We start from the raw sequence: 25,403 nt of genomic DNA, 5'->3' as shown, positions 1-25,403 counted from the left end.
AATCTCTTCGGGCTTCGGTCGCTTGTTTGCCATTCGTGGTCCTCCGTTTCCTAAACATAGCGGTGGACCAGTTCAGTTGGGGAGGCTCAGTCAGGTGAACCGAAGCGTTTCCGGCCCGGTCGGGTTGTTAAGGGGTATGAGCCGCCATTGCTCACGGATTGCGGCGGAGGGGGTGTTGGTACCACCGCCGGGCCGGAACGCTTCTCAGAAACGGAACCAGCGTCTCCATCGTGCGGAGGCAGGCCGGGCGGCCAGTTCACCGCCTGCGACAGGATCCAGACCGCCCCGCGCAAGAATGCGGCGTTCCTCGGCGCGGGTCATCTGGATCTCGCGGACCTTCAGCGCGGCCTCGCGTGCGGTGACATAGCGGCCGTCCGGTCCCGGTTCCATACCGGGGATGTTGCGCCCCTTCGACCACATCCCCCGCAGCCCCGACAGCGGGTGTTTCCATCCGATCTCCTCATCATCCTGCAACTGCCAGATCCGGTTGGCCTCGGTCATCGAGACCAGCGCGGCCAGCGGCTTGCCGTGCCGGGTCAGGATGATCACTTCACGCGGGTCCTGGGCGCGGGTGATCAACGGCCCCAGATGGGCGCGGGCATAGGAAATGGTGCAGCGCATCGGCGAATCTCCGTCTGTACGATTCGTAAGATTGGAGGTCCGAGCGTTGTACAAATCGCACAATTTTGGCCTAACGGCCCGCGCGGAGCGTTTTGCACCCGCAGCATCGCAGGAATTTCGGGCGCCGGGGTCATGTCCGGTTTTTTCCGCCCTCAACCCTTCGCGGGATCGGGGATTCTCGGGTTGTCCACAAAACTCTCCCGCCGGATATCAACATCTTATCCCCGTCTAATTTTCATGCTGCAGTGCTATTTGCTTGTCGGATGCAGGGCGTGGTGCAACAGTCATCTCACCGCACAGGGTCTTCGGAACCGGGGCGGGACGCAAAGGCCAAGGGGGTCTGAGCAGAGGAAGGCGGATCTTAGGATTTGCATTTAACTGCAAAGGCTTACCGGTTGGTGATCAGCCAGATATGGGTCTCGGACCCAGGTCGGGTGGCCATCTTCTCAAACGGCCAATGCATGTCGCGATGGACCTTAGGGGACAAAGCGGCGGCTACAGTCTCTCAGGGGGCTGGGGCGACTGGATCGGAGTGCTCCTCGGGGTGCGTCGACCCGGTAAGGCGTCAGGGCGTATCCGTAAGGGTACATGCAAAGACCGCGTCTGCGCACCTGACGCCTTTTCTTATGCCGAAATTCGGTTTCATACAGGCTACCACTCACCCCTGCCGAACGGGAACGGGGCTCTTCTGCGTGCGCGAAAGAGCCCCGATTTAGTGTCAGATATGCAATGCCGCGTCTATGCACCTGTAGGGCTAGACTACTGCGTGTGGGCGCAATCTTCAACCATATATTGCGTTTATGTTCGGGTTGCCCGCAAGATAAGCGCGTTTTACAGGCTTTCCTGCACGTCCGAAGCTGCGTTCTGGATTGCATCCCCGGCCTTTTCGATATCTTTGCCCGCGCCTTTGGCGGTTTCGCAGGCGGTCAGTGCAAACAGGCTCAGGCCAATCAGAATTACGCGGATCATGTGTGTCTCCTCAGTGCTCGATACGGATTCGGTAGCACCTTTCTCGACACCAAGCCAGAGCTAGCCTTTGTCCTCACCGCAGAACAGCTCGTACACCACCTCAAGCATCCGGCGCGGGCGGTCATCGGCCAACCGGTAGAAGATGGTTTTGCCCTCTCTGCGCGGTATCACAAGCCCCTCCAGCCGCAGGCGGGAAAGCTGTTGTGAAACAGCGGCTTGTCTGGCGGACAACAGCTCCTCCAGCTCGGTAACCGACTTCTCACCTGATACCAGGTGGCACAGGATCATCAGCCGGCCTTCGTGACTGATTGCCTTGAGGAAGTTGGACGCGCGTGTCGCATTATCGACCATACGATCCAGGTCGTGTTGCGACATGTCCTGAGACAGCTGTGGAAGTGCCATCGAATGTGTTCCTTGTGAACCCGTTGACCGGGCGTAGTTTCCGTAACGTAAAGCTCGTCGCCTGCGAGCCACTTCAGTACATGTTTCGATCAATTATTGCTATATGTATGAATCAAAAAACCGTGATGAAAAAAGGGGAACCCGCAGCCGTTTTCCCCGCAGCCCCTTTAGCGGGGCGCAATCATGGATAGGGTGCTGCTGCGGGACAGCGGCAGGTGTGACAATCTTATTGACGGCGATCCACATTCATTCCGCGTTCTCACCGACACCCCCTTGCAGCCCCCCGGAGCCAACACTAAGACTCAGGTAACACTTGTTGGGATAATGTCCCGATCCACAGCAAAACAGGCAGGTTACGAATGTTCGATCCCGTAGATACCTACATGAATACGCTTGTTCCCATGGTCGTTGAACAGACCAGCCGGGGCGAGCGCGCGTATGATATTTTTTCCCGCCTGCTGAAAGAGCGGATCATCTTCATCAACGGCCCGATTCACGATGGCATGAGCCATCTGGTCGTGGCGCAGCTGCTGCACCTTGAAGCGGAAAACCCCAACAAGGAAATCTCGATCTACATCAACTCGCCCGGTGGCGTGGTGACCAGCGGTTTGTCGATTTACGATACAATGCAGTATATCAAGCCGAAATGTTCCACATTGGTGATCGGTCAGGCGGCCTCGATGGGATCGGTTCTGCTGGCCGGTGGCGAGAAAGGGATGCGCTTTTCGCTGCCTAACAGCCGGATCATGGTGCACCAGCCCAGCGGCGGATATCAGGGTCAGGCCAGCGATATCATGATCCACGCAGCCGAGACGCAAAAGCTCAAGGATCGCCTTTATGACATCTATGTGCGTCATACCGGGCAGACAAAAAAGGCGGTTGAAAAAGCGCTGGACCGTGACAATTTCATGAGTCCGGAAGAGGCCAAGGAATGGGGCCACATCGACGAGATCGTGGAAAATCGCGCAAAAATGGACGCGGATGAGGTCTGAGTTTCGGAGCCTGTGCCTCCGGTGCAGGAACCATTTTGAGATTGTAGCGGCCAAAGCGCTGGCCTAAGCTGCACGAACAGGCGAAAACGCATCCCCGCCGGGGGTGCTGGGATGAGGCCCGAAAGGTAGATCATGGCGACGAATTCAGGCGGTGACGGGAAAAACACGCTCTACTGCAGCTTCTGCGGCAAAAGCCAGCATGAGGTGCGCAAGCTGATCGCAGGCCCGACCGTTTTCATCTGTGATGAATGTGTCGAACTTTGCATGGACATCATCCGCGAAGAGACCAAGGCCAGCGGGCTGAAGTCTTCGGACGGTGTTCCGACGCCCAAGGATATCTGCGAAGTGCTGGACGATTACGTGATCGGTCAAGCCACCGCAAAACGCGTCCTGTCGGTTGCGGTCCACAACCACTACAAACGTCTGAACCACGCCCAGAAGGCGGGCAATGATATCGAACTGGCAAAGTCCAATATTCTGCTGATCGGCCCCACCGGCTGTGGCAAGACATTGCTTGCGCAAACGCTGGCCCGGATACTGGATGTTCCCTTTACCATGGCCGATGCCACCACGCTGACCGAAGCCGGTTACGTGGGCGAGGATGTTGAAAACATCATTCTCAAGCTGTTGCAGGCCAGCGAATACAATGTCGAACGCGCGCAGCGCGGCATCGTCTATATCGACGAGGTCGACAAGATCACCCGCAAATCCGAGAATCCGTCGATCACGCGCGACGTGTCCGGTGAAGGTGTACAGCAGGCGCTGCTGAAACTGATGGAAGGCACCGTGGCCAGCGTTCCGCCGCAGGGCGGCCGCAAACACCCGCAGCAGGAATTCCTGCAGGTGGACACCACGAACATCCTGTTCATCTGTGGCGGCGCATTTGCGGGTCTGGACAGGATCATTGCGCAACGCGGCAAGGGCTCGGCCATGGGTTTTGGCGCCGATGTACGTGACAATGACGAGCGCGGCGTGGGCGAGATCTTCAAGGATCTGGAACCTGAAGATCTGCTGAAATTCGGCCTGATCCCGGAATTCGTGGGCCGTTTGCCGGTTCTGGCAACGCTGGAGGATCTGGACGAGGAAGCACTGGTCACCATCCTGACCAAGCCGAAGAACGCCCTGGTCAAGCAATACCAGCGCCTGTTCGAGCTGGAAGATGTTGAGCTGGGCTTTACCGATGACGCGCTGAAGGCAATTGCCAAGAAAGCCATCGAGCGCAAAACCGGTGCACGTGGTTTGCGGTCTATTCTCGAGGATATCCTGCTGGATACCATGTTCGAACTGCCGGGCATGAAAAACGTCAGCGAGGTTGTGGTGAACGAAGAGGCGGTAATGTCCGACGCGCAGCCGCTGTTCATCTATGCCGATGCGGCCAAGGAATCGGCCTCGGCGGGTTGAGGCCGGGCTTTTTACCGCGACGGTGGAACTTCAGTTGAACCGGTTCAGGGGGCTCTGCCCCCGCTGCCCTTCGGGCATCTCCCCCGGGATATTTATAGCCAGATGAAGCTGGGGATCCGTTGCTTGCAGGCGAAGGCATGCGCAATCAGGCAGCAGGAGCTTAAGTAAGCTTTCGAACGACAAAGGTGACGGATTATGACGGTGAAGCGCATTTCTTCGGGCGGTGAGTTTGAGGCAAAAGTCGGCTATTGCCGTGCGGTGGTTGCGGGCGGCTGGGTTCATGTCGCCGGGACCGTCGGGCAGGGCGAGGACGTGGTGGCGCAATGCCGGTCTGCGCTGGATGTCATCGGCAAGGCACTGGCTGAGGCGCGCGCAGGTTTTGAAGATGTGGTTCGGGTCACCTACATGTTGCCGGACCGCAATGAGTTCGCGCCGTGCTGGCCGGTTCTGGCCGAGACGTTTGGCGCCAACCCACCGGCTGCGACGATGATCGAATGCGGTTTGATTGATCCGAAGTACCGGATCGAGATCGAAGTGACCGCCTTCCTGCCGCAGTGACGCTGGAAGCCCAAGGGGCACTGGACCTTGGCGAGCCTTTGGTCCATACCTTCTCTCGACCGAAATGCCGGAGGCAGCCGATGGGAATCCTGAACAGTCTTTTACGAGCCGTGACCTGGTGGAACGGGTCAACACTGAACACGCAGCTCTATACGGCGCGCAAGGGTGTGAAAGTGGGCGAAGACAATGAAGGCAATGTGTTTTATCGCACCGCCGACGACAGCAAGCGCTGGGTGATTTTCAATGGCGAGGCCGAAGCCAGCCGGGTTGACCCGGAATGGCACGGCTGGTTGCACCGCACCTGGGACGAACCCCCGACCGACAAACCGCTGCCGCACAAAGCCTGGGAAAAACCGCATCAGGAGAACCTGACAGGTACGGCACTGGCCTATGCGCCTGCCGGGTCGCTGCGGCGGGCCCAGCCGGTTGAGCGCAGGGATTACGAGGCCTGGAGCCCGGAATAAACGAGGCGAAGATGTCGACCCATAACTGGACCGAAGTTGTTGTCGGAGGCGTCGTATTGGCCGGTGCCCTTGCTTTTGGTGTTTATGCCAGCCAATCAACCGGCCTGTCGCAAGGTGCTGCGGGCTATGAGTTGGGCGCCTCGTTCCGGTCGCTGGAAGGGGTTGGCGTCGGCACGGATGTCCGTCTTGCCGGTGTGAAAATCGGCACCGTTACCGGGGTCAAGCTGAACCCGGACACCTATCGTGCCGACACGACTTTCTCTGTTGCCGAAGGCGTTCTTGTACCCGATGACAGCGCCATCGTGATCTCGTCCGAAGGGCTGTTGGGTGGAAACTTTGTCGAAGTCATGCCCGGCGGTTCGCCCTTCTTTTTTGAACCCGGAGACGAGATTCAGGATACCCAGGGTGCGGTCAGCCTGATCTCGCTGCTGGTCAAGTTCGTAGCCGGAGATGGCGGCGAATGATGCGCGCCGCCCTGATTGCCCTGTTGCTGGCTGGAACCGGCGCCGCCGCGCAGCAGAAAGTCAACTCTGGCCCCGGCGCCATGCTGCGCGGGCTTGACAAAGTCAGTGGCCAGACGGTTGATATCGAATTGCAGACAGGTCAGACCGAAGCTGTGTTCGGGCTGGATGTGGCGCTGGGGGATTGCCGGTATCCGGTGGATAACCCGACAGGCGATGCCTTCGCCTATCTGACCATTTGGGAAACGGGCAAAGCGGATCAGCTGTTTGATGGCTGGATGATCGCGACCTCTCCGGCGCTGAATGCGCTGGATCACGCGCGGTATGACGTTTGGGTCATCCGCTGTATCACGCCTTCTGCGGACTGAGTGATCGGCGCGGCAAAGTCGGCGCTCTGGTTCAGGGCTTCTTCCAGTTCTTTCTTGTAAGCGCCACGCGGGATTTCGATCGCCCCAAGGGATGCCAGATGCGCGGTCAGGAACTGCGTGTCAAACAGGTGAAAGCCGGTTTGCCGCAACCGGTCCACAAGATAGGCGAGCGCGATTTTCGAGGCATCCGTGCGGCGCGAAAACATGCTTTCGCCAAAGAACGCGGCCCCCAGCGTCACACCATATACGCCGCCCACCAGCGCCGCTCCGTCCCAGACTTCCAGTGAATGCGCATGACCGGATTGGTGCAACTGGCGATAAAGGGCGTGCAGTTCCGCGTTGATCCAGGTGTCGGACCGGTCAGCGCACCCATCAACAACGCCGGAGAAATCCCGATTGATTGAAATCTCGAACCCGCAGTTCCGGATGCGGCGCGCAAGGCTGCGCGAGATGTGGAACCCGTCCAGCGGAAATATCCCGCGAAACTTGGGATCAACCCAGAACAGTTCAGGATCGTCGCGGTGTTCGGCCATCGGGAAGATACCGATGGAATATCCGTGCAGCAGCAGTTCGGGGGTCAGGCTCATGCCGGTGATAGGGCGACCAGAGGGCGCGGGCCCTCTGGCACATGGCCCTTATTTTTCCATGTTCTCCGCAAGCCAGCGCTCCAGCCAGTGGATGTTGTACTCGCCGCTGTGCAGATCGGGCTCCTGCAACAGGGCGTGGAAAAGGGGTACGGTGGTGTCGATACCGTCGACGATCAACTCTCCCAGCGCGCGTTGCAGACGCGCCAGCGCCTCGGCCCGGTCGCGGCCCTGCACGATCAGCTTGCCAATCAGCGAGTCGTAATAGGGCGGGATCGAATAGCCGTCATAAAGCGCCGAATCCATCCGTACGCCCAAACCGCCCGGCGCGTGATAGGCCGTGATCTTGCCGGGGCAGGGCGAAAAGTTCGGCAGCTTCTCCGCGTTGATCCGGACCTCGATGGCATGGCCGTTGATCTCAAGATCGTCCTGACCGAAAGACATCGGTTCACCCGCTGCGACAAGGATTTGCTCGCGCACCAGATCGACGCCGAAAATTCCTTCGGTGACAGGGTGTTCCACCTGCAGGCGGGTGTTCATTTCGATGAAATAGAACTCGCCCTTTTCATACAGGAACTCGATGGTGCCTGCGCCGATATAGTTGATCTTGGCCACCGCGTCGGCGCAGATCTTGCCGATCCGGGCGCGCTCTTCGGCGGTAATGCAGGGGCCGGGGGCCTCTTCAAAGACCTTCTGGTGACGGCGCTGCAACGAACAATCGCGCTCGCCCAGATGCACCGCATTGCCCTTGCCGTCGCCAAAGACCTGAATCTCGATATGGCGCGGCGTGGTCAGATATTTCTCGATATAGACCTCGTCATTGCCAAAGGCGGCCTTGCCTTCGGCGCGTGCGGTCATGAAGGCGCTTTCCATCTCGTTCGCGTTCATCGCGACTTTCATGCCGCGCCCACCGCCGCCAGCCGTGGCCTTGATGATGACGGGATAGCCGAATTCCTCACCGATGCGCTTGGCGTCGGCCAGCGTGGGAACGCCACCGTCCGAACCGGGAACGCAAGGCACACCCAGCGCCTTCATCGTGTCCTTGGCGGTGATCTTGTCGCCCATGACGCGGATATGTTCCGCGGTGGGGCCGATGAACGTGATGCCATGATCTTCGACGATCTGCACGAACTCGGCGTTTTCGGACAAAAAGCCATAGCCGGGATGGATCGCCTGCGCGCCGGTGATCTCACAGGCCGAAATGATCGCGGGCACCGACAGATAGCTTTGCGGGCTGGGCGGGGGGCCGATGCAGACCGATTCGTCCGCCATGCGCACATGCATCGCGTCGCTGTCGGCGGTGGAGTGGACGGCAACCGTTTTTATCCCCATCTCGCGCGCGGCGCGGATGACGCGCAGGGCGATCTCGCCTCGGTTGGCAATCAGGATCTTGTCGAACATGGGCCCGCCTTACTCGATGATGACCAGAGGGGTGCCGAACTCAACAGCGTCGCCATCGCCCACCAGCACGCGCTTGACGGTGCCCGATTTGGGGGCGTGGATGTGGTTCATGGTCTTCATCGCTTCGACGATCAGCAGCGTGTCGCCTTCAGACACTGTCGCGCCGACGGAAATGAACGCGGGCGCGCCGGGTTCCGGCTGCATATAGACCGTGCCCACCATGGGCGAGGTGACAGCGCCCGGATGGCTGGCGGGATCCTCGGCAGCAGCAGGGGCCGCCGCGGGGGCCGCAGCCGGTGCTGCAGCAGGGGCGGGCGCTGCCGCAGGAACAGCCATCTGAACCGGAGCGGCCACGGTCTGTGTCATACGGCTGACGCGCACGTTCAGGCTGTCTTCTTCGCCATATTCGCGTTTGACCTGCAACTCGGTCAGATCGTTTTCGCGCAGCAACTCGGCCAGAGCCTTGATGAATGCCACATCCGCTTCGTGTTTGGTGTCTGTCATGAGTATCCTCGACGGTTCCCCTTTGGCCCGTCTGTTTCTTGCGGGCTCTGATCAAATTACGCAGGGTTATAGGCTAAGCGGCGGTGCATGAAAAGCGCCGACTCGCACCATCTGGCATGCGTTTCACGCGTAATTTAAGGGGTCGAACGGGTCACAGGGGCATCCCCGATAATTTGGCGACCAGTTCAGACAGCTTTCGTGCGCCGAATTTTTCAAGCAAGCGGGCGCGGTAAGCCTCGATTGTGCGGTAACTCAGGCCCAGCTCTGCTCCGATTTCCTTGGCCGACAGGCCGCGGCAGGACAGGATGGCCACTTCGCGTTCACGGATGGTCAGCTCAACCAGCGGTCGTTCCTCGGATATGTCGGAAAAGCTCCAGATACCGTGGCGGAACGGGTCGTCGGGCGTCAGCGACCGGCCCCGGGCGCGGCACCAGAACAGGTCGCCGCTGCGGCGGCGCATGACGCGCTCATCCGTGTAATACCCGGTGCCGCGCATCACCTGCAGGCTGCGCTCACCGATCCTCTCCCAATCAGCGACCGAAGGGTAAAGGTGCAGCAGTGGCATGTTGCGATAGTCGTTTTCTTCTCCGCCAAAGGTGCGGGCAAATTGCAGGTTGCAGCGCCGGATGATCCGGTTTTCCAGCTCAACAAGCCCGATCGGCGCATATTCAAAGGCGGGGTCGCTCATGCGTGTATGGTGCCGGGAAAGCGCGCGGAAATGAAGGGGGGATGCGATGTCTTGCGCCAGATTGACGCCCGAAACAGATGCTGTGGTCTGCGCCAGTTTGTGAAAGTTGTAAATGCCGGTTGAAAAGAAATGATTAACCTGCGGAAACAGATGTTATAATCTGAAAACGAATGTGAATTCCGCCAGATCTGAATTCAGGGAAAGTAGACATGCGCGACACGTTGACAGGCAGCCGCATTCGCGAAAGACGCCAGATTGCCGGGCTGCGGCAGGCCGAACTGGCGCGGCAGGCCGGCGTATCGGCGTCTTATCTGAACCTGATCGAACATAATCGCCGCAGGATCGGGGGCAAGTTGCTGGTCGATATTGCGGCGGCGCTGGGCGTTGAACCTTCGGTCCTGACACAAGGGATCGAGGCAACTCTGGTTTCCGCCCTGCGCGAGGCGGCCGAGGAAGCGGTCGGGCAACAGGCCGAGGTTGACGGGCTCGAGGAGTTCGCCGGGCGTTTTCCCGGCTGGGCCGGTGTTCTGGCGCAAATGCATCGCCGTGTCGTGTCTTTGGAGCGGAACGTCGAAACCCTGTCCGACCGCCTTACGCACGACCCGCAACTGGCCGCGTCGATGCACGAGGTTCTGTCAACCGCCGCCGCCATACGCTCGACCGCCGCGATCCTTGCGGATACCCAAGATATCGAGGCCGAATGGCGCGAGCGTTTCCACAAGAACCTGCATCAGGATGCCGAACGGCTGGCAGGCAGTTCCAAGGCGCTGGTGACCTTCCTCGACGAAAGCGACTCGGCGGTTGATCCGCGTGCCGTTCCCCTGGAAGCGGTCGAAGCCTTCTTTGAAGCCCGCGCCTACACGATTTCCGAACTGGAAGACGGGGGTGATGTGGACGCGGTTGACCTGAGCGGGCTCAATACCTCGGCGGCGCGCACCGTCGCGCGCGAAGTTCTCAGGATCTATCGCGCAGACGCGCAGGCGCTGCCGCTGGAGGCCGTCAAAGCGGTTGTTCAGCAGGGTGATCCGAACCCCATCGAACTGGCGCAGCGGTTCTCGGTTGATTTTGCCACCGTCCTCAGGCGGCTGGCTTTTCTGCCGGATGGCATCCTGTCGCAACCGGTTGGCATGGTGCTGTGCGACGCGTCCGGAAGTATCCTGTTTCTCAAACCGATTCAGGGGTTTACCTTGCCCCGGCATGGCGATGTCTGCCCGCTTTGGCCGCTGTTCACAGCCCTCAGCCGTCCGCTGGTGCCGGTGCGCAAGCAGGTCGTCCTGACCGGCAGGTCCTCGGCCCTTTTCGACTGCGTTGCCTATGCCTGGCCGCATGCAGTGTCGGGATACGATCAGGACCCGGCCTATCGCTCGGTCATGGTGGTGCGCCCGGTCAGGGACCCGTCAGACGCGGTGCCGGTCACTCAGGTGGGGCCGAATTGCCGTGTCTGCCCAAACCGCGATTGCAAAGCGCGGCGCGAGCCGTCGATTTTGAGCGAAGGTTTTTGACACGTTCATGACAGACCGCTTAATCTGGCGGGAACCGGTCCCGGGATGGAAGGCCGGTTATGGGAGGAATTGAACATATGAGCCGAAAGGTTCTGCTGATTGAGGACGAACCGAACATTGCCGAGGCTATCCGGTTCCTGCTGTCGCGCGAGGGATGGCAGGTCGAAACGCATGGCGATGGAACGGATGCGGTTCAGGTGATCCAGGGGGCGCAGCCCGATCTGGTCATTCTGGATGTCATGCTGCCGGGCAAGAACGGTATGGATATCCTGCGGGAACTCAGAAAAATGGAGGAACTGGCAGGCTTGCCGGTTCTGATGCTGACCGCACGGGGTCAGTCGCGCGACCGGGAAATGGCTGAAAACGCAGGCGTCAGCCGCTTCATGACCAAACCGTTTTCCAATGCCGAAGTTCTGACAGCCGTGCGTGACCTTCACGCGCAGGCGACGCGCTTATGATGTCCGGCGAGGGCAACAAGACCAAACCACCGGGCGCACGCCCCTCGCTTTTTCTGGAACGACAAAGCTATCGTCGTCACAGGCTGACGGATGCCGCCCGGATTTTGCCCTTTCTGGGTGCGGCGCTGCTGGCCCTTCCGTTGCTGTGGCCGGACCCGTCCGGCGGGGATGCGGCGGTGCCCTTGTCCTCGGCGATGTATTACATATTCCTCTGCTGGGGCGCGCTGATCCTGGCCGGGTTTGTCTTTGGGCTGGCCGCCCGCCGCATGGCCGCGCGCGAGGGATCGGACACGGGCGCTGAGTGATGGCCACCATAAACGTTCTGATTCTGGTTTGCCTTGCCTATGTCGTGTTCCTGTTCGCAGTGGCCTTCGCCGCGGATCGCATGGCTGCGGCCGGGCGCGGCAAATGGTTGCGTTCACCCGTGATTTACACGCTGTCCCTGTCGATCTATTGCACCGCCTGGACATTTTATGGCGCGGTGGGCAACGCCGCGCGGTCGGGGCTGGAATTTGTCACCATCTACCTCGGTCCGACGCTGGTGATGGTCGGCTGGTGGTGGGGGCTGCGCAAGCTGGTGCGCGTCGGGCGCAGCCAGCGGGTCACCTCGATCGCCGACCTGCTGTCGTCCCGGTATGGCAAGTCGAACACGCTGGCGGTCTGCGTGACCATTCTGGCGGTGCTGGGCGGCACGCCCTATATCGCACTGCAACTGCAATCCATTACCCTGTCATTCTCGATCTTTGCCGAGGCTGACCCGTCAGGCCTCTACCGCGAAGGGTCCAGCGTGTTCTGGGTCGCGGCTGGACTGGCCGTTTTTGCCATCCTGTTCGGCACCCGCAATCTGGACGTGAACGAACGTCATCACGGTGTGGTCACGGCCATCGCGGTCGAGGCCGTTGTCAAACTGTTTGCTCTGATCGCCGTGGGCGTTTTCGTGGTGTGGGGGATCGCGGGCGGCATTGGCCCGATGATGGACCGGATCGATGCCTCGGAAATCGGCCAGTGGAACGTCGATGCCGGGCGCTGGACGACGTTCATCTTTCTGTCGGCCGCCGCCTTCATCTGCCTTCCCCGGATGTTTCAGGTGATGGTGGTGGAAAACGATGACGAAGGCCATCTCAGAACCGCTGCCTGGGCTTTCCCGCTCTACCTGCTGTTCATGAGCCTGTTTGTCGTGCCCATCGCCGTGGTCGGACTGGACCTGCTGCCCCAGGGCGCCAACCCCGACCTGTTCGTTCTGACCGTGCCGCTGTCCCAGGGCAATGACTGGCTGGCAATGCTGTCCTTCATCGGCGGGTTTTCCTCGGCAACCTCGATGGTCATCGTCAGTGCGATGGCCCTGTCGACAATGGTGTCGAACCATGTGGTCATGCCCATCTGGCTGAACACGCAGGAAGGCACCGGCTCGGTATCGGGCGATGTGCGCAACATTGTCCTGATGGCACGCCGAGTTTCCATTGCCGCCATAATCGCGCTGGGCTTTTTCTACTACCGGCTGTCCGGGGGCGGTGCCGCGCTGGCCTCGATCGGGTTGATCGCCTTTGCCGGTATCTCGCAGATTCTGCCAGCGTTGGTCGGGGGGCTGTTCTGGCGCAGGGCGACCCGGACCGGGGCGCTGGTCGGGCTGACCGTTGGCTTTGTGCTGTGGATATATACTCTGCTGCTGCCGGGAATGGGCGGCGCGTGGATGCCCGAAACCGTGCTGCAAAACGGCTTGTTCGGCCTTGGCTGGCTGCGCCCTCATGCCCTGTTCGGGATCGAAGGGATCGATCCGATGGTGCATACGGTGATGTGGTCCTTGTCCCTGAACACGCTTGCCTTCTGCGTCGCGTCCCTGCTCAGCTTTCCCAGCCCGTTGGAACGGTTGCAAGGGGCGCAGTTCGTCAACGTCTTTGATCACTCGGTCGCGCCGCGCGGGTGGTCCGGGTCAGTGGCGCAAAGCGAAGACCTGATGATCATGACGCAGCGCATTCTGGGCACCGGCCCCACACAGGAATTCTTTCAGGCCGAGGCGCAAAAACAGGGTGGCCGTTCGCACCTGCCGGAACCGACGCCGGGTTTCCTGAACCGTCTGGAACGCGAGCTCAGCGGCTCGGTCGGCGCGGCCATGGCCCATGCGATGATCGGCCAGATCGTGGGCGGATCGTCGGTTTCGGTCGAGGATCTGCTGGCCGTGGCAGACGAATCCGCGCAACTGCTGGAATACTCCGGCCAGCTCGAGGAAAAGTCCTCCGAACTCAGCCGAACCGCACGGCAATTGCGCGAGGCTAACGCCAAGCTCACCCAGATTTCTGAACAGAAGGACAGCTTCCTGAGCCAGGTCAGTCACGAATTGCGCACGCCGATGACCTCGATCCGGGCGTTTTCGGAAATCATGCGCGACACCGATGGCCTCAGCCGCCAAGAGCAGACCCGCTATGCCGCGATCATTCATGACGAAGCCTTGCGCCTGACCCGGCTGCTCGATGATCTGCTGGATCTGAGCGTGCTTGAAAACGGGCAGGTCAGCCTCAATCTCAGCGATGACAGCCTGCGCTCGGTTCTGGACCGCGCCGTGCCCAGCGCTCTGGCCGGGGCGGACCGAAAGATCACCGTCCGCCGGACCCGCGCGGCCGAGCGCATCTTTCTGCATACGGATCTGGATCGGTTGGGACAGGTGTTCATCAACCTGATCTCGAATGCGCAGAAATATTGCGACGCGGACGATCCGGTGCTGGTCATTTCCGCCCATGATGTCGGCGGGCGGGTCATCGTCGACTTCATCGACAATGGCAGCGGCATCCCACCGGGCGCGCGTTCGATGGTGTTTGAAAAGTTTGCCCGCGTGGGCGGCGACAAGGCTGGCGGAGCGGGGCTTGGTCTGGCCATCTGCCGCGAAATCATGCAGCGGCTGGGGGGTGAGATTACCTATCTGCCGGGGCAGGGTGGCGCGGCCTTCCGGATCAGCCTGCCACAGGCCTATCAGCAGGCGGCGCAGTGACGCGGCCATAAAGGACTTGGTAACGCCCGAGGGTGTAAACCGGTTGCCAGGTGCTGGAACAATTGGTGATCGGGCGTCATGTCACAAGATGTCAATGCCGCGTTGGCGCGCAAACTGTCCGTTGGGCAAAAGGATCTGGGGGATCGCCCACGCTCGGTTCTGCGGGCGCTGCGCCTTGGGTTCGCCCGGGCGGCGGGCGACCGGCTGAACCTGCCGCTGGCGGTTATCGGGGCAAAGCAATCCAACCAGTCGCAGGAGGTGCCGGGGGACGCGGCGGGGCAGGATTGGCTGCTGCTGGTGTTTGACGGCCCCGAAGGCCGCGCCGCGACCTGTCTCAACCCGAATGCGGTCTCGGCCATTGTTCAGGCCCAGACCATTGGTCAGGTCCTGTCCGGTGATCCCGGCGCACGCACGTTTACTGATACCGACGCCGCCATCGTGGCCCCCTTGATCGAAGCCGCGTTGACCGGTTCCGCCGCTTTGTTCGACGCCTCAAGCGATCAGATTTGCCTTGCAGGGCTGGAATTTACCTCGCGCGCCAAGGATTTGCGCACCCTGTCGCTGGCGATGACGGAAGAGGTGTATCGCATTTTCGAACTGACCGTCGATCTCGCAAACGGAGAGCAGCAGGGCCGCATATCTGTGTTTCTGCCTGAACATCCCGCCGCCTCGGATGAAGCAGAAGATAACGGGGACAAGGCTGATCTGCGCATGGATCAGTGTTCGGGCGTAATGCGGGCGGAACTGACCGCCGCGCTGTGCCGCATGTCGTTGCCGCTGTCCGACCTCTCGGGACTGCGGATCGGGGACATTCTGCCGTTGCGCGGGGCCCGTCTGGACCGGACCGAGGTTCTGTCGATTGACCGGACACGCGCGGGTATCGGTCGCCTAGGGCAATGCGGTGGTCTCCGCGCCGTGCGGCTGAATGAAACCGCTGCATTGCCAGCCCTGACCGGCGCTGACGCGCAGGACTTCATCGCCAGCAAAAGTGGAACACCACCGCAGGATCATCCGGTCGAACCAACTGTGCATGATGCGCACGCCCAGACCGTCCCGACCGGGGTGTCAGATCTGACAGACAGCGATCTGATCGTGAACGATTCCGAACGGATGGTCGCGGAAATCACGCAGCTTGCGGGGCTGGGGCCGACGGACCTTGGCAGCAATACTGAGTGACGCTCAGCCGCTAGTGCCGCGGATCTGGTCCAGCATGGGGCGCAGATTGTCCAGCTGATACCCGGCTTTGCCGGTCGCACTCAGGATGTCGTCCGTGCTCATGTGGTCGCACTGGCCCAACGCCCAAACCACCGAACACCGCGTGCCCGAGGCGCAATAGGCCAGAACAGGACCACTGCCGTTTTCCGCCATGTCGCGCTGCCGCTTCACGTTCTCAGGCGTCATCGTCTGGTGGGTCAGCTCCAGCACCTCATATTCCATACCGGCGGCCCGCACCGCTTCGCCGATCGCGTCGGATTGCATGGCCGGGGGAACTTCGGCATTGGGCCGGTTGCAGATCACCTTGGCAAAGCCAGCCTCGGCGATGGCCGGAACATCCTCGACCGTGATCTGCGGCGAGACAGCATAGCGGGGGGTAATCTGACGAATCTCCATGCCAATTCCTTAGGCCGCGTTTGCCGCCCTGTCCAGTTGCGCGCCCAGCGGTGGTGCCACGAACATCCCGGCCGCCATTGCAACCAGAAAGACCAGCCCGCCCAGCCCGCCATAGCTCAGCGAGGCCATTGCCGGTCCGGGGCACAGCCCGGCCAGTCCCCAGCCCATCCCGAACAGAACCGAACCCACGATCAGCCTGCGATCAACCTCGGGCTTTGCAGGGGGTGGAAAGGCTCCGCCGGTCAGGGCGTTTTGCCGTCCGGTTGTCATCCGCCATGCCACAAGCATCGGCAGGATGGCACCGGCCATCACAAAGGCCAGCGTCGGATCCCAGTTGCCAAACACATCCAGCCAGCCCTGAACTTTTGTGGTGTCTGTCATGCCTGAAATCAGCAACCCGGCGCCGAACAGCGATCCGGCGATCAATGAAATGAAAAGGCGCATCAGATCACTCCCAACACATGACGCAGCAGCACAAGGGTGACGCCCCCGGCAAGGATATAGAAAACGGTGGCCACGATGCCGCGCAGCGAGAACCGAGAGATCCCGCACACCCCGTGCCCCGAGGTGCAGCCATTGGCAATCCGTGTACCGATACCGACCAGCAGACCGGCCAGAATGACAACGCCCAGATTGCTGGTAAGATGCGTCTGGGCCTCGGGCGAGATCAACGGGTGCAGAAGAATGGGCATTCCGACAAGCCCCGCAATAAAGGCCAGCTTTTCGGCCATGCTCCCCTTGGCGCTGCCATCGACAAGGCCGCCCAGAATGCCGCTTGCGCCCATGATCCGGCCGTTGCCCAGCAGGTAGACCGCCCCGGCCAGACCGATCACCAGACCGCCGCACAGCCCCCAGATCCACTCAATATTCATGTGGGAATTCCCTTTGTGATTTGTTGTGCCCGCGTCACAGCTTGTTGACCGGCAGTTTCAGGAAAACATCGCCCTGTTCATCCGCCGGGGGCATCTGACCGGCCCGCATGTTGACCTGCAAAGACGGCAGGATCAGGCGCGGCATGGCCAGCGTGGCGTCCCGCGCGTCGCGCATTTCCACGAAGTCTTCGATGCTGCGCCCCTGTCCGATATGGACGTTCAGCGCCTTCTGCTCACCCACCGTTGTCTCCCACGCATATTCGTCGCGGCCCGGAGCCTTGTAATCATGCCCGACATAGATACGGGTATTGTCCGGCAGCGACAGTATCTTCTGGATCGACTGGAACAGCGTGGCCGACGATCCTCCGGGAAAATCGCAGCGCGCCGTGCCGAAATCGGGCATGAACAGCGTGTCACCCACAAATGCGGCATCGCCAATCACGTAGGTCATGCAGGCCGGTGTATGGCCGGGGGTGTGCAGCACGTCGCCCCGCATCTGGCCGATGTGAAAACTGTCGCCTTCCTTGAACAGCGCGTCAAACTGGCTGCCATCGCGCTGAAACTCGGTTCCTTCGTTGAAAACCTTGCCAAACGTGTCCTGCACGGTGACGATCTGGTCGCCAATCCCGATCTTGCCGCCCAGCTCCTGTTGCAGATAGGGGGCCGCCGACAGGTGATCGGCATGGACATGGCTTTCCAGAATCCACTCGACCTTAAGGTCCTGCGCGCGCACAAAATCAATGATCCTGTCCGCCGAAATTGTCGACGTCCGCCCCGAGGCATGGTCGAAATCCAGTACGCTGTCGATGATGGCACAGGCCCGTCCCTGAGGTTCATGAACCACGTAGGAAACCGTAAAGGTCTGCTCGTCAAAAAACGCTTTCACTTTCGGTGTCATGATCTTCTCCGTTTCGGTCTCGCATATCATATATGTGAATTGGAATGTGATGCAATATCGAACCTGAATTTGATGCCGGTCAAAGCAACCGCTGTAATTCTGGCTTAATCTTTAACCTATCCGCGTCAGATTGCCGAAACTTCGACCATGGCAGGCAATTTCCCGCACAAGGCTACGATATTATCTGCGGGTCGTAATCCCGTTACGTATATTGGGGATACTGGCGCCACTTGGGAGGATGGTTATGACACCGACTGGTCTTTATTCCGAAGCCGAGCAGCTTGAACGTAAGCTTGTGAACGCGGGTCTCGAAACGCGTTTGGCGCTTCAGCCGAGTGTAAGTAAAATTGTTGACCGGATGCGGCAGCAGGGGATGGAGGTGCCTTCGCGCCTGCGTCGTCTGGATGCGGCCTTGTGCGAAGATGCGATTGAAGCGCAGTTTGATAACTTGCCGGTGTGAACCGGATGGTCATCCAAGGGAAATCCCGAGGATGACCAGCATCAATCCAAGCACCGACAGAAACAGCGAGGCCAGGTTCCAGGGCAGAACCCCCTGAACCACCGCGCGCAGCTCGTCATCCGACAGACCGGCCTTGCGTGCCCGCATCACGCGAAGAATGCACCAGACCAGACCGGCAAGCCCGGCCACAGACAGGGCCGCACCGCCCCAGGTGATGAATTCAAACATGGTTCCCCGCATATCCTCGTGACCTGATCACGCGCTTAACGGATCGGTTGGGGTCATACAAGTGCGCCGGCCCAATGGGTGCTTGCGACCCGGGCGGCAGCACTGTATCCGGCATTCCACACCAGGGTTTCAGCCTCTGGGACAGGCGTGTTTCGAAGGTGCCCCCGATGATCGGGCCACCGCCGTTCACCGCCAGCCGTAGGCTGACCTCTTCTGGTTGCAGGTCCATAACCGGGAACAAAAAAGATGAGCATGTCTGAAGAAGCAGAAGCAAATTACAAGGTCACCGCGGGCGAGCTGCGCCAGTTTGTGGAACGTATCGAGCGCCTGGAGATGGAAAAGAAAGACATCGCCGACCAGATCAAAGAGGTCTACGCTGAAAGCAAGTCGCGCGGTTATGACGTAAAGGCCCTGCGCAGCATCATTTCGCTCAGAAAAAGGGACAAGGATGACATCGCCGAGCAAGAGGCCGTCATCGAAATGTACAAAGAAGCGCTGGGCATGACCTAAGCCCGACCGTCACGAAACGATCTATGGCTCTGGAATGGGTTCAATGCCCTGAAAGAGCCACTGGCCGGGGGGATGCAACGGGCGCGCAGCAGCTCCCCTTGCCAAGCGCATGGTACTACCACGCACAGCGCTCGACGCCTCCGGGCTGTATCGAACCGCCCATAAACCAAACGCGCACCACAAAAGTCTCTGACACGCCAATAGCCAAAGACGCCGGAACACCCAAACCCTTCCGGATGAAAGCGTGCTTTTTCACAGGAAAATGAAGGATGGTGCTGCTGGAGAGAATTGAACTCTCGACCTCTCCCTTACCAAGGGAGTGCTCTACCTCTGAGCTACAGCAGCGCTGTGGGCGGGTGATTAGACTCAAACGAAACGCGGCGCAAGGGTGTCTGGACGGTTTTTTTCGCCTCCTGTAGAGAAAGATCATGACGGATAAAAATTCACCCAAAAAACAAGGTAAACCCGGCGATGCGCGCGAGGCGCGGCTGAAGGCGGCGCTCAAGGCCAACATGGCGCGTCGCAAGGCGCAGGCCAAGGCGCGCGCGGCCGCGGGGGACAAGCCTGACAAGGACGAGGGATAAGAGCAGATGGATTCGATTCTGGTAACGGGCAACGGCCCGCTGAACGGTCAGATACCGATTGCGGGGGCCAAGAATGCGTGCCTGACGCTGATGCCCGCAACATTGTTAAGCGAAGAACCGCTGACGCTGACCAATGCGCCGCGGCTGAGCGATATCAAGACCATGACCGCGCTGCTGCAATCGCTGGGGGCCGAGGTGTCGTCGCTGCAAGACGGTCAGGTGATTGCAATGTCCAGCCACAGCCTGACCAGCCAGACCGCCGATTATGACATCGTGCGCAAGATGCGCGCCTCGAACCTTGTGCTCGGCCCCTTGCTGGCGCGGTTCGGGCAGGCGGTCGTGTCACTGCCGGGCGGTTGTGCGATCGGCGCCCGTCCGATGGACCTGCATGTCGAAGGGCTCGAAGCACTGGGCGCCGAGATTGAGCTGAAGGACGGCTATCTGCACGCCAAGGCTCCGGGTGGTCTGAAAGGGGCCGTGCATCAGATGCGCTTTGCCTCGGTCGGGGCCACCGAAAACATCGTCATGGCCGCCACGCTGGCCAAGGGCACCACGGTGCTCAAGAACGCCGCGCGCGAGCCCGAGATCGTCGATCTGGTTGAATGCCTGCGCAAGATGGGGGCGCAGATTTCGGGCGAAGGCACCCCGACCATCGAAATTCAGGGCGTCGACCGGCTGCACGGGGCCACACATCAGGTTGTCACCGACCGGATTGAGCTGGGCACCTATATGCTGGCCCCGGCGATTTGCGGTGGCGAGGTGGAATTGCTGGGCGGTCGCATGTCGCTGGTCGATTCCTTTGCGGCCAAGCTGGATGCGGCAGGCGTCAGCGTTTCAGAAACCGAAGGCGGTCTGAAAGTTACCCGCAAAAACGGGCGTGTGCGCGCGGTGGATGTGGTGACCGAACCTTTCCCCGGCTTCCCGACCGACCTGCAAGCGCAGATGATGGCGCTGATGTGTACGGCCGAAGGCACCTCGGTTCTCGAAGAACGCATTTTCGAAAACCGTTTCATGCACGCCCCCGAACTGGTGCGCATGGGCGCGCAGATCGAGGTGCATGGCGGCACCGCCACGGTGACCGGCGTCGAGCGACTGAAAGGCGCACCGGTGATGGCGACTGACCTGCGGGCTTCGGTCTCGCTGATTCTGGCAGGGCTTGCGGCAGAAGGGGAAACAACGGTCAGCCGGGTCTATCATCTGGACCGCGGATATGAACATGTGGTGCGCAAGCTGGAAGGCGTGGGTGCAAAGATTGAACGGATCAAGGGCCAATGACAGACGCAAGTTTTGAAGACGGGCGCGAGGCGCCGCTTAATCTGGGGGCCGAGGATGCAGATGACCTTCAGGTGATCTCGACCCTCGCGCAGGATGCCGTGTTTCCGGTGACCGAGATGAAGTGGCAACCGGCGCAGCGCCGCTTTGGCCTGCTGCTGAACCGCTTTCGCTGGGAAGACAAGGATGCCGCCGCCCGCCGCGACCGCCCGTTTGAACGGGTGCAGTCGGTGCTGGTCTTCGGTTCGGTTCTCTCGGTGTCCAGTCAGGGCATTGATCGCGGTGACACCGACATGATCATGTCGCTGATGTCGGTCGTTTTCGAACCCGGCGAGGATGGCGCGGGCCATGTCCTGCTGACGCTGGCCGGTGACGGCGCGATCCGCCTGACGGTCGAGGCGCTGGATGCCACCCTCAAGGACGTCACGCGCCCTTATCAGGCCCCCTCCGGTCAGGCCCCGTATCATCCCGAATAGATGCAAAACAAGCGCGGCATATCTCAGGCGTTTTCGAAGGTGCCCGAAGGTGTCACTCTGCGTCGCGCCACCGTTTTCGACGTTTTCGACATCAGTCGGGTTCTGATCCGTTCGATCACGCAGCTCTGCGGGGCCGATCATCAGGGTGACCCGCAGGCCATCGCGCAATGGACCGATAACAAGGACCCGGCCTCGATCCGGGGCTGGATCAAACCTGGATCGCAGATCTGGCTGGCTGAACGGGCCGGGCAGGTGGCCGCCGTAGGCGGTTTGTTGGAAACCGGAGAGATCACTCTGCTTTACATCGACCCGGATCATAAGGGCTGTGGTCTGGGGGCGGCGGTTTTGAATCGGCTGGAACGGGAACTGCTCGCGGCGGGATGTTCCTCAGCCTCGCTTGAGGCAACAAAAACCGCGCAGGATTTCTATCTGCGCCACGGCTGGCAGGCTACCGGCCGGTGCTGCGGCCACGGGGATCTGTCCTGCTTTGCCATGCACAAATCGCTGCACCCCGTGGGCTGAGGGTTGAGGCCGCGCGCTCCGGGCGATATGTCCCAATGCGCAACGCCCGGAGTGCCAGATCATGCCCGTTTTCCTTGATACCACATCGCCCGATTTCGAACCCGCCTTCCGGACCCTGCTCTCGGCCAAGCGCGAGGACAGCCCGGATGTGGATGCGGTTGTGGCGCAGATCATCGAAGACGTACGCAACCGGGGTGACGCGGCGGTGATCGAACTGACGGCCAAATTCGACCGGCTGACGCTGACGCCCGAAACGCTGGCCTTCAGCGCGCAGGAGATCGCAGAAGCGGTGGCGCTGGTCGGGGCCGAAGATCGCACGGCGCTGGAACTGGCTGCTTCCCGTATCCGGGCCTATCACGAAAGGCAATTGCCCGAGGATCAGGAATGGACGGATGCAACGGGCGCAACACTCGGCTGGCGCTGGTCTGCCGTCTCGGCCGCGGGGCTTTACGTGCCGGGTGGGCTGGCATCGTACCCGTCATCGGTGCTGATGAACGCCATCCCGGCCAAAGTGGCCGGTGTGGAACGGCTGGCAATCGTGGTGCCCACGCCCGACGGGCAGGTGAACCCGCTGGTGCTGCTGGCGGCACAGCTGTCGGGTGTGGACGAGGTCTATCGCATCGGCGGCGCGCAGGCCGTGGCGGCGCTGGCCTACGGCACCGACACCATCGCGCCGGTCGACAAGATCACCGGACCGGGCAACGCCTTTGTCGCCGCCGCCAAGCGGCGCGTCTTTGGCAAGGTCGGCATCGACATGATTGCCGGCCCCTCGGAAATTCTGGTCATTGCCGACAAGGACAACGACCCCGACTGGATCGCGCTGGACCTGCTCAGCCAGGCCGAGCATGACGAAAGCGCGCAGTCGATCCTGATCACCGATGACGCCGCATTCGGCCAATCCGTCGCGCAGGCGGTCGAAAAACGGCTGGAAACCCTGCAACGCCGCGCCATCGCCGGGGTCAGCTGGCGCGACTACGGCGCGGTGATCACCGTGCGCAACCTGGACGAGGCCGCGGCCCTGTCCAACCGCATTGCCCCGGAACATCTGGAACTTTGCGTGGCCGACCCGCGCGCGCTGAGCGAAAAAACCATCCACGCCGGAGCCATCTTTCTGGGTCAGTACACACCCGAAGCCATCGGCGACTACGTCGGCGGTCCCAACCACGTGTTGCCCACCGCCCGCTCGGCACGGTTTTCGTCTGGCCTCAGCGTGATGGATTTCCTCAAACGCACCACGCTTAGTCAGATGACTCCCGAAGCCCTGCGTGCCATCGGCCCTGCTGCCGAACAGCTGGCGCAATCGGAAAGCCTCGAGGCGCATGGCCTCTCGGTCACCGCGCGCCTGAACCGCCTGAATGGCTGAAATGACGCAAAGACCGGGCGCATATGGCGTTTCTGTGCGTTGCTCGCCGAATATCATTGTTATAGGTCTGTGCTGACGCAAGGAATGTGACTGTAAAGATGACCCGCATCTCGCATATCGAACTGGATGATAGAAATCTGCCGCCGCCCACGCCCGAGATCGAGCAGGAGCGCAAGGTCGCCATCTATGATCTGCTGGAAGAAAACAGCTTCTCGCTGCCCAAACGCGACGACCGCGTTGTGCCCGAGGGCCCCTATCACCTCCAGCTTTCGATCCGCGACAAACGGCTTGTCTTCGACATTGAAACCGAGGCCAACGAAAAAGCGGCCGAGTTTCACCTGTCGCTCGGCCCCTTCCGGCAGGTGGTCAAGGATTACTTCCAGATCTGCGAAAGCTATTTTGACGCGGTGAAATCGCTGCCACCCAGCCAGATCGAAACCATCGACATGGCCCGCCGGGGTATCCACAACGAAGGCAGCCGTGTTTTGCAGGAACGGCTGGAAGGCAAGGCAGATGTCGACACCGACACCGCCCGCCGCCTGTTCACGCTGATCTGCGTTCTGCATTTTGGGGGCTGACGCGTGAAGCCTCTGCCGCAGTCGGTCCTGTTCTGTTGCGACCACAACGCGGTTCGGTCCCCGATGGCCGAGGGGCTGATGAAGAAATTCTATGGCACCGGCACCTATGTTCAGTCCGCCGGTGTGCATAACGATCTGGAAATCGACGGCTTCAGCATCGCGGTCTGCCACGAGGTCGGCGTGGAACTGTCCCGCCACCGGTCGCGCTCCTTCGACGAGATGCAGGAATGGGGCGATGACCTCAGCTCGTTCGATCTGGTCGTGGCGCTGTCGCCCGCCAGCCAGCGGCAGGCGCTGGAACTGACCCGTGTTTTTCACCTCGATGTCGATTATTGGCCAATAATGGACCCTACCGGGATGGGCGAGACCCGCGAACAAAAGCTACATCACTACCGACAGACCCGCGACCAGATCATTCAGCATCTGAAAGACCGCTGGGGCGAACCAACGGAGGGGACATGAACCAGACCGTCAAAACCTATTTCGATGCCTTCAACGCCGGTGACGTCGATGGCATGCTGGCCTGCCTGTCCGATGACGTGGCCCATCACGTGAACGAAGGCCAGATTCGTGTCGGCAAGGACAAGTTCGCCGCCTTTTGCGCCCATATGAACCGCTGCTACCGCGAAAACCTGACCGACATCGTCGTGTTCGAGGCGCAGGGCGGCACCCGCGCCGCGGCCGAGTTCATCGTCAACGGCACCTATCTGGAAACCGACGAGGGCCTGCCCGACGCGCACGGCCAGACCTATCGCCTGCCTGCCGGATCGTTCTTTGATCTCAGGGACGGCAAGATCACCCGCGTCACCACCTTCTACAACCTTGCAGACTGGACCAAACAGGTCTCGAATGGCTGACGTCAGTGACGTCCGCCCCCTGACCGGAGCGGCACTCGGGGCCGCTCTGGACGATGTCGCCCGCCTGCGGATCCGGGTGTTTCACGCCTGGCCCTATCTCTATGACGGCGATCTGGAATACGAACGCAAATACCTGCAATCCTACCGCGACAGCGACAAGGCCATCGTGGTCGGCGCCTTCGATGGCGACCGCCTGATCGGCGCCTCGACCGGCGCGCCGCTGACCGACCACGCCGACGATTTCGCCGCGGCCTTCGCAGACACCGGGCTGGACCTGTCGCAGATCTTCTATTGCGCTGAATCCGTCCTGCTGCCGGACTATCGCGGGCAGGGGGTTGGCCACAAATTCTTCGACACGCGCGAGGCGCACGCCCGCGAACTGGGCTTTGCCAAATGCGCCTTTTGCAGCGTGCAGCGCCCCACCGACCACCCCCTGCGCCCCGACCACTACCGCCCGCTGGATACCTTCTGGCGCGCCCGCGGATACAAACCCTTACCCGGCGCAATCGCCCAATTCTCGTGGAAGGATATCGGGGAAGAGGGAGAAACGCCGAAGCCGTTGCAGTTCTGGATCAGGGATTTGTAGGGTTCGGGGTAGGGGCGGTGGAGCAAGGCTTTTCTGTGTGTTGCAAGAAGTGTGGCCACCTTCCGGACATTCTCTGCAAGTGGCAAACCAACTCCTTAGACTCAAATCATCAATGATATCCAGAGCCGACGAATTCTCTTTGGACCTGTCACGTATTCGTGCCGCTCCAAGTGCTCGTTTAAGCCACTTTCCTTTCGAAAGCGACGGGGCTTTTCCAGCCTAAGGCCGAG

At 60.8% G+C, this 25,403-nt stretch carries 34 protein-coding genes and 1 tRNA gene; 22 read left to right on the top strand and 13 right to left on the bottom strand.

The window, feature by feature from the left end; genetic code table 11:
- Positions 1–204: 204 nt before the first annotated feature.
- The 3 genes from ACR0BZ_RS18550 to ACR0BZ_RS18540 all read right to left on the bottom strand — a co-directional run bounded on the left by ACR0BZ_RS18550 (position 205) and on the right by ACR0BZ_RS18540 (position 1,992).
- The gene (locus ACR0BZ_RS18550; protein WP_480518955.1) at positions 205–621 is read right to left on the bottom strand and encodes a type II toxin-antitoxin system Phd/YefM family antitoxin; all 417 of its coding nucleotides are present in this window, start codon (positions 619–621) and stop codon (positions 205–207) included.
- Positions 622–1,452: 831 nt separating this feature from the next.
- A complete protein-coding gene (locus tag ACR0BZ_RS18545; RefSeq protein ID WP_209505735.1) occupies positions 1,453–1,590 on the bottom strand; it encodes an entericidin A/B family lipoprotein in 138 nt (45 codons plus the stop codon).
- Positions 1,591–1,650: 60 nt separating this feature from the next.
- Positions 1,651–1,992 carry an ArsR/SmtB family transcription factor gene (locus ACR0BZ_RS18540; RefSeq protein ID WP_480473625.1) on the bottom strand — a complete coding sequence of 114 codons (342 nt, stop codon included), beginning with the start codon at positions 1,990–1,992 and terminating at the stop codon, positions 1,651–1,653.
- A 359-nt stretch (positions 1,993–2,351) separates the two neighbouring features.
- On the opposite strand from ACR0BZ_RS18540, the gene ACR0BZ_RS18535 reads away from it, so the two are divergent.
- The 6 genes from ACR0BZ_RS18535 (at position 2,352) to ACR0BZ_RS18510 (ending at position 6,236) form a co-directional block, all read left to right on the top strand.
- Entirely contained in the window at positions 2,352–2,984 is a 633-nt protein-coding gene (locus ACR0BZ_RS18535; protein ID WP_209505739.1) for an ATP-dependent Clp protease proteolytic subunit, read from the top strand.
- 132 nt (positions 2,985–3,116) lie between these two features.
- A complete protein-coding gene (clpX, locus tag ACR0BZ_RS18530; protein WP_209505741.1) occupies positions 3,117–4,385 on the top strand; it encodes an ATP-dependent Clp protease ATP-binding subunit ClpX in 1,269 nt (422 codons plus the stop codon).
- A gap of 195 nt (positions 4,386–4,580) precedes the next feature.
- Positions 4,581–4,943, top strand: coding sequence for a RidA family protein (locus ACR0BZ_RS18525; protein ID WP_480920962.1), 363 nt, complete (start codon positions 4,581–4,583; stop codon positions 4,941–4,943).
- Between the two features lie 80 nt (positions 4,944–5,023).
- Positions 5,024–5,407 carry an NADH:ubiquinone oxidoreductase subunit NDUFA12 gene (locus tag ACR0BZ_RS18520; protein ID WP_480920961.1) on the top strand — a complete coding sequence of 128 codons (384 nt, stop codon included), beginning with the start codon at positions 5,024–5,026 and terminating at the stop codon, positions 5,405–5,407.
- A gap of 11 nt (positions 5,408–5,418) precedes the next feature.
- Positions 5,419–5,871 carry an outer membrane lipid asymmetry maintenance protein MlaD gene (mlaD, locus tag ACR0BZ_RS18515; RefSeq protein WP_480507449.1) on the top strand — a complete coding sequence of 151 codons (453 nt, stop codon included), beginning with the start codon at positions 5,419–5,421 and terminating at the stop codon, positions 5,869–5,871.
- A complete protein-coding gene (locus tag ACR0BZ_RS18510; RefSeq protein ID WP_480488407.1) occupies positions 5,868–6,236 on the top strand; it encodes a DUF2155 domain-containing protein in 369 nt (122 codons plus the stop codon). Before mlaD ends, ACR0BZ_RS18510 begins: the two co-directional genes overlap by 4 nt.
- Here ACR0BZ_RS18510 and aat read toward each other — a convergent pair.
- From aat to ACR0BZ_RS18490, 4 genes are all read right to left on the bottom strand, one after another.
- Positions 6,182–6,823: a leucyl/phenylalanyl-tRNA--protein transferase gene (gene aat, locus ACR0BZ_RS18505; RefSeq protein ID WP_245222579.1), complete on the bottom strand. Its 642-nt coding sequence runs from the start codon at positions 6,821–6,823 to the stop codon at positions 6,182–6,184. The genes ACR0BZ_RS18510 and aat overlap by 55 nt on opposite strands.
- Before the next feature lie 48 nt (positions 6,824–6,871).
- The gene (accC, locus tag ACR0BZ_RS18500) at positions 6,872–8,221 is read right to left on the bottom strand and encodes an acetyl-CoA carboxylase biotin carboxylase subunit (protein WP_480539510.1); all 1,350 of its coding nucleotides are present in this window, start codon (positions 8,219–8,221) and stop codon (positions 6,872–6,874) included.
- A 9-nt stretch (positions 8,222–8,230) separates the two neighbouring features.
- On the bottom strand, positions 8,231–8,725 hold the full coding sequence (accB, locus tag ACR0BZ_RS18495) for an acetyl-CoA carboxylase biotin carboxyl carrier protein (RefSeq protein WP_267364694.1): 495 nt from the start codon (positions 8,723–8,725) through the stop codon (positions 8,231–8,233).
- A 151-nt stretch (positions 8,726–8,876) separates the two neighbouring features.
- Positions 8,877–9,413, bottom strand: a complete 537-nt coding sequence (locus tag ACR0BZ_RS18490) for a LuxR C-terminal-related transcriptional regulator (protein WP_209505755.1) — start codon at positions 9,411–9,413, stop codon at positions 8,877–8,879.
- Positions 9,414–9,622: 209 nt separating this feature from the next.
- On the opposite strand from ACR0BZ_RS18490, the gene ACR0BZ_RS18485 reads away from it, so the two are divergent.
- The 5 genes from ACR0BZ_RS18485 to ACR0BZ_RS18465 all read left to right on the top strand — a co-directional run bounded on the left by ACR0BZ_RS18485 (position 9,623) and on the right by ACR0BZ_RS18465 (position 15,532).
- Positions 9,623–10,915 (top strand): helix-turn-helix domain-containing protein, encoded by a 1,293-nt coding sequence (locus ACR0BZ_RS18485; RefSeq protein WP_480920960.1) that lies wholly within the window; start codon positions 9,623–9,625, stop codon positions 10,913–10,915.
- A gap of 77 nt (positions 10,916–10,992) precedes the next feature.
- Positions 10,993–11,373, top strand: a complete 381-nt coding sequence (locus tag ACR0BZ_RS18480; protein ID WP_480484506.1) for a response regulator transcription factor — start codon at positions 10,993–10,995, stop codon at positions 11,371–11,373.
- A complete protein-coding gene (locus ACR0BZ_RS18475) occupies positions 11,370–11,678 on the top strand; it encodes a hypothetical protein (protein ID WP_480495074.1) in 309 nt (102 codons plus the stop codon). The genes ACR0BZ_RS18480 and ACR0BZ_RS18475 overlap by 4 nt, the downstream gene beginning before the upstream one ends.
- Positions 11,678–14,356, top strand: a complete 2,679-nt coding sequence (locus ACR0BZ_RS18470; protein ID WP_480539504.1) for an ATP-binding protein — start codon at positions 11,678–11,680, stop codon at positions 14,354–14,356. Before ACR0BZ_RS18475 ends, ACR0BZ_RS18470 begins: the two co-directional genes overlap by 1 nt.
- A 78-nt stretch (positions 14,357–14,434) precedes the next feature.
- On the top strand, positions 14,435–15,532 hold the full coding sequence (locus ACR0BZ_RS18465; RefSeq protein WP_480920959.1) for a FliM/FliN family flagellar motor C-terminal domain-containing protein: 1,098 nt from the start codon (positions 14,435–14,437) through the stop codon (positions 15,530–15,532).
- A gap of 3 nt (positions 15,533–15,535) precedes the next feature.
- On the opposite strand, the gene ACR0BZ_RS18460 is transcribed toward ACR0BZ_RS18465, so the two are convergent.
- Genes ACR0BZ_RS18460 through ACR0BZ_RS18445 form a run of 4 tightly spaced genes read right to left on the bottom strand, consistent with a single transcriptional unit; the run spans position 15,536 to position 17,737 of the window.
- Positions 15,536–15,967, bottom strand: coding sequence for a protein tyrosine phosphatase family protein (locus ACR0BZ_RS18460; RefSeq protein WP_209598123.1), 432 nt, complete (start codon positions 15,965–15,967; stop codon positions 15,536–15,538).
- A gap of 9 nt (positions 15,968–15,976) precedes the next feature.
- On the bottom strand, positions 15,977–16,411 hold the full coding sequence (locus tag ACR0BZ_RS18455; protein WP_267366618.1) for a DUF6691 family protein: 435 nt from the start codon (positions 16,409–16,411) through the stop codon (positions 15,977–15,979).
- Positions 16,411–16,839 (bottom strand): YeeE/YedE family protein, encoded by a 429-nt coding sequence (locus ACR0BZ_RS18450; RefSeq protein WP_480920958.1) that lies wholly within the window; start codon positions 16,837–16,839, stop codon positions 16,411–16,413. The genes ACR0BZ_RS18455 and ACR0BZ_RS18450 overlap by 1 nt, the downstream gene beginning before the upstream one ends.
- A gap of 34 nt (positions 16,840–16,873) precedes the next feature.
- Positions 16,874–17,737 carry an MBL fold metallo-hydrolase gene (locus ACR0BZ_RS18445; protein WP_480484504.1) on the bottom strand — a complete coding sequence of 288 codons (864 nt, stop codon included), beginning with the start codon at positions 17,735–17,737 and terminating at the stop codon, positions 16,874–16,876.
- A gap of 244 nt (positions 17,738–17,981) precedes the next feature.
- Between ACR0BZ_RS18445 and ACR0BZ_RS18440 the strand changes: the two genes are divergently transcribed.
- Positions 17,982–18,197, top strand: coding sequence for a hypothetical protein (locus tag ACR0BZ_RS18440; protein ID WP_209505776.1), 216 nt, complete (start codon positions 17,982–17,984; stop codon positions 18,195–18,197).
- A 9-nt stretch (positions 18,198–18,206) separates the two neighbouring features.
- On the opposite strand, the gene ACR0BZ_RS18435 is transcribed toward ACR0BZ_RS18440, so the two are convergent.
- A complete protein-coding gene (locus ACR0BZ_RS18435; protein ID WP_209505778.1) occupies positions 18,207–18,425 on the bottom strand; it encodes a hypothetical protein in 219 nt (72 codons plus the stop codon).
- A 246-nt stretch (positions 18,426–18,671) separates the two neighbouring features.
- Between ACR0BZ_RS18435 and ACR0BZ_RS18430 the strand changes: the two genes are divergently transcribed.
- Positions 18,672–18,935, top strand: coding sequence for a DUF2312 domain-containing protein (locus ACR0BZ_RS18430; RefSeq protein WP_209505782.1), 264 nt, complete (start codon positions 18,672–18,674; stop codon positions 18,933–18,935).
- Between the two features lie 270 nt (positions 18,936–19,205).
- On the opposite strand, the gene ACR0BZ_RS18425 is transcribed toward ACR0BZ_RS18430, so the two are convergent.
- Positions 19,206–19,280: transfer RNA gene (locus tag ACR0BZ_RS18425), tRNA-Thr, on the bottom strand.
- Between the two features lie 83 nt (positions 19,281–19,363).
- Here ACR0BZ_RS18425 and ACR0BZ_RS18420 point away from each other — a divergent pair.
- From ACR0BZ_RS18420 to ACR0BZ_RS18380, 9 genes are all read left to right on the top strand, one after another.
- On the top strand, positions 19,364–19,519 hold the full coding sequence (locus ACR0BZ_RS18420; protein WP_209505784.1) for a hypothetical protein: 156 nt from the start codon (positions 19,364–19,366) through the stop codon (positions 19,517–19,519).
- Between the two features lie 6 nt (positions 19,520–19,525).
- Complete coding sequence (gene murA / locus ACR0BZ_RS18415) at positions 19,526–20,794, top strand: UDP-N-acetylglucosamine 1-carboxyvinyltransferase (protein ID WP_480920957.1); 1,269 nt, start codon at positions 19,526–19,528, stop codon at positions 20,792–20,794.
- Positions 20,791–21,267, top strand: coding sequence for a DUF2948 family protein (locus tag ACR0BZ_RS18410; RefSeq protein ID WP_480560300.1), 477 nt, complete (start codon positions 20,791–20,793; stop codon positions 21,265–21,267). Before murA ends, ACR0BZ_RS18410 begins: the two co-directional genes overlap by 4 nt.
- Positions 21,268–21,789, top strand: a complete 522-nt coding sequence (locus tag ACR0BZ_RS18405; RefSeq protein WP_480495062.1) for a GNAT family N-acetyltransferase — start codon at positions 21,268–21,270, stop codon at positions 21,787–21,789.
- A gap of 61 nt (positions 21,790–21,850) precedes the next feature.
- Positions 21,851–23,152 (top strand): histidinol dehydrogenase, encoded by a 1,302-nt coding sequence (gene hisD / locus ACR0BZ_RS18400; protein WP_480915184.1) that lies wholly within the window; start codon positions 21,851–21,853, stop codon positions 23,150–23,152.
- 98 nt (positions 23,153–23,250) lie between these two features.
- On the top strand, positions 23,251–23,730 hold the full coding sequence (locus ACR0BZ_RS18395) for a UPF0262 family protein (RefSeq protein WP_480520976.1): 480 nt from the start codon (positions 23,251–23,253) through the stop codon (positions 23,728–23,730).
- A gap of 3 nt (positions 23,731–23,733) precedes the next feature.
- Positions 23,734–24,192, top strand: a complete 459-nt coding sequence (locus tag ACR0BZ_RS18390) for an arsenate-mycothiol transferase ArsC (RefSeq protein ID WP_209505795.1) — start codon at positions 23,734–23,736, stop codon at positions 24,190–24,192.
- The gene (locus ACR0BZ_RS18385; RefSeq protein WP_480488382.1) at positions 24,189–24,587 is read left to right on the top strand and encodes a ketosteroid isomerase-related protein; all 399 of its coding nucleotides are present in this window, start codon (positions 24,189–24,191) and stop codon (positions 24,585–24,587) included. Before ACR0BZ_RS18390 ends, ACR0BZ_RS18385 begins: the two co-directional genes overlap by 4 nt.
- Positions 24,580–25,173 (top strand): GNAT family N-acetyltransferase, encoded by a 594-nt coding sequence (locus ACR0BZ_RS18380; RefSeq protein WP_480920956.1) that lies wholly within the window; start codon positions 24,580–24,582, stop codon positions 25,171–25,173. The genes ACR0BZ_RS18385 and ACR0BZ_RS18380 overlap by 8 nt, the downstream gene beginning before the upstream one ends.
- The last annotated feature ends 230 nt before the right edge of the window (positions 25,174–25,403 follow it).

The sequence above is a fragment of the Ruegeria sp. P8 genome (genome assembly GCF_056534665.1).
Note: the sequence above shows the minus strand (reverse complement) of the source record. Positions and strands in the feature narration are given on the sequence as shown.

Excerpts from the sequence above, each read along its gene's own strand:
- ACR0BZ_RS18550 (WP_480518955.1), bottom strand. The coding sequence starts at position 621 with ATGCGCTGCACCATTTCCTATGCCCGCGCCCATCTGGGGCCGTTGATC.
- ACR0BZ_RS18545 (WP_209505735.1), bottom strand. The coding sequence starts at position 1,590 with ATGATCCGCGTAATTCTGATTGGCCTGAGCCTGTTTGCACTGACCGCC.
- ACR0BZ_RS18540 (WP_480473625.1), bottom strand. The coding sequence starts at position 1,992 with ATGGCACTTCCACAGCTGTCTCAGGACATGTCGCAACACGACCTGGAT.
- ACR0BZ_RS18535 (WP_209505739.1), top strand. The coding sequence starts at position 2,352 with ATGTTCGATCCCGTAGATACCTACATGAATACGCTTGTTCCCATGGTC.
- clpX (WP_209505741.1), top strand. The coding sequence starts at position 3,117 with ATGGCGACGAATTCAGGCGGTGACGGGAAAAACACGCTCTACTGCAGC.
- ACR0BZ_RS18525 (WP_480920962.1), top strand. The coding sequence starts at position 4,581 with ATGACGGTGAAGCGCATTTCTTCGGGCGGTGAGTTTGAGGCAAAAGTC.
- ACR0BZ_RS18520 (WP_480920961.1), top strand. The coding sequence starts at position 5,024 with ATGGGAATCCTGAACAGTCTTTTACGAGCCGTGACCTGGTGGAACGGG.
- mlaD (WP_480507449.1), top strand. The coding sequence starts at position 5,419 with ATGTCGACCCATAACTGGACCGAAGTTGTTGTCGGAGGCGTCGTATTG.
- ACR0BZ_RS18510 (WP_480488407.1), top strand. The coding sequence starts at position 5,868 with ATGATGCGCGCCGCCCTGATTGCCCTGTTGCTGGCTGGAACCGGCGCC.
- aat (WP_245222579.1), bottom strand. The coding sequence starts at position 6,823 with ATGAGCCTGACCCCCGAACTGCTGCTGCACGGATATTCCATCGGTATC.
- accC (WP_480539510.1), bottom strand. The coding sequence starts at position 8,221 with ATGTTCGACAAGATCCTGATTGCCAACCGAGGCGAGATCGCCCTGCGC.
- accB (WP_267364694.1), bottom strand. The coding sequence starts at position 8,725 with ATGACAGACACCAAACACGAAGCGGATGTGGCATTCATCAAGGCTCTG.
- ACR0BZ_RS18490 (WP_209505755.1), bottom strand. The coding sequence starts at position 9,413 with ATGAGCGACCCCGCCTTTGAATATGCGCCGATCGGGCTTGTTGAGCTG.
- ACR0BZ_RS18485 (WP_480920960.1), top strand. The coding sequence starts at position 9,623 with ATGCGCGACACGTTGACAGGCAGCCGCATTCGCGAAAGACGCCAGATT.
- ACR0BZ_RS18480 (WP_480484506.1), top strand. The coding sequence starts at position 10,993 with ATGAGCCGAAAGGTTCTGCTGATTGAGGACGAACCGAACATTGCCGAG.
- ACR0BZ_RS18475 (WP_480495074.1), top strand. The coding sequence starts at position 11,370 with ATGATGTCCGGCGAGGGCAACAAGACCAAACCACCGGGCGCACGCCCC.
- ACR0BZ_RS18470 (WP_480539504.1), top strand. The coding sequence starts at position 11,678 with ATGGCCACCATAAACGTTCTGATTCTGGTTTGCCTTGCCTATGTCGTG.
- ACR0BZ_RS18465 (WP_480920959.1), top strand. The coding sequence starts at position 14,435 with ATGTCACAAGATGTCAATGCCGCGTTGGCGCGCAAACTGTCCGTTGGG.
- ACR0BZ_RS18460 (WP_209598123.1), bottom strand. The coding sequence starts at position 15,967 with ATGGAGATTCGTCAGATTACCCCCCGCTATGCTGTCTCGCCGCAGATC.
- ACR0BZ_RS18455 (WP_267366618.1), bottom strand. The coding sequence starts at position 16,411 with ATGCGCCTTTTCATTTCATTGATCGCCGGATCGCTGTTCGGCGCCGGG.
- ACR0BZ_RS18450 (WP_480920958.1), bottom strand. The coding sequence starts at position 16,839 with ATGAATATTGAGTGGATCTGGGGGCTGTGCGGCGGTCTGGTGATCGGT.
- ACR0BZ_RS18445 (WP_480484504.1), bottom strand. The coding sequence starts at position 17,737 with ATGACACCGAAAGTGAAAGCGTTTTTTGACGAGCAGACCTTTACGGTT.
- ACR0BZ_RS18440 (WP_209505776.1), top strand. The coding sequence starts at position 17,982 with ATGACACCGACTGGTCTTTATTCCGAAGCCGAGCAGCTTGAACGTAAG.
- ACR0BZ_RS18435 (WP_209505778.1), bottom strand. The coding sequence starts at position 18,425 with ATGTTTGAATTCATCACCTGGGGCGGTGCGGCCCTGTCTGTGGCCGGG.
- ACR0BZ_RS18430 (WP_209505782.1), top strand. The coding sequence starts at position 18,672 with ATGAGCATGTCTGAAGAAGCAGAAGCAAATTACAAGGTCACCGCGGGC.
- ACR0BZ_RS18420 (WP_209505784.1), top strand. The coding sequence starts at position 19,364 with ATGACGGATAAAAATTCACCCAAAAAACAAGGTAAACCCGGCGATGCG.
- murA (WP_480920957.1), top strand. The coding sequence starts at position 19,526 with ATGGATTCGATTCTGGTAACGGGCAACGGCCCGCTGAACGGTCAGATA.
- ACR0BZ_RS18410 (WP_480560300.1), top strand. The coding sequence starts at position 20,791 with ATGACAGACGCAAGTTTTGAAGACGGGCGCGAGGCGCCGCTTAATCTG.
- ACR0BZ_RS18405 (WP_480495062.1), top strand. The coding sequence starts at position 21,268 with ATGCAAAACAAGCGCGGCATATCTCAGGCGTTTTCGAAGGTGCCCGAA.
- hisD (WP_480915184.1), top strand. The coding sequence starts at position 21,851 with ATGCCCGTTTTCCTTGATACCACATCGCCCGATTTCGAACCCGCCTTC.
- ACR0BZ_RS18395 (WP_480520976.1), top strand. The coding sequence starts at position 23,251 with ATGACCCGCATCTCGCATATCGAACTGGATGATAGAAATCTGCCGCCG.
- ACR0BZ_RS18385 (WP_480488382.1), top strand. The coding sequence starts at position 24,189 with ATGAACCAGACCGTCAAAACCTATTTCGATGCCTTCAACGCCGGTGAC.
- ACR0BZ_RS18380 (WP_480920956.1), top strand. The coding sequence starts at position 24,580 with ATGGCTGACGTCAGTGACGTCCGCCCCCTGACCGGAGCGGCACTCGGG.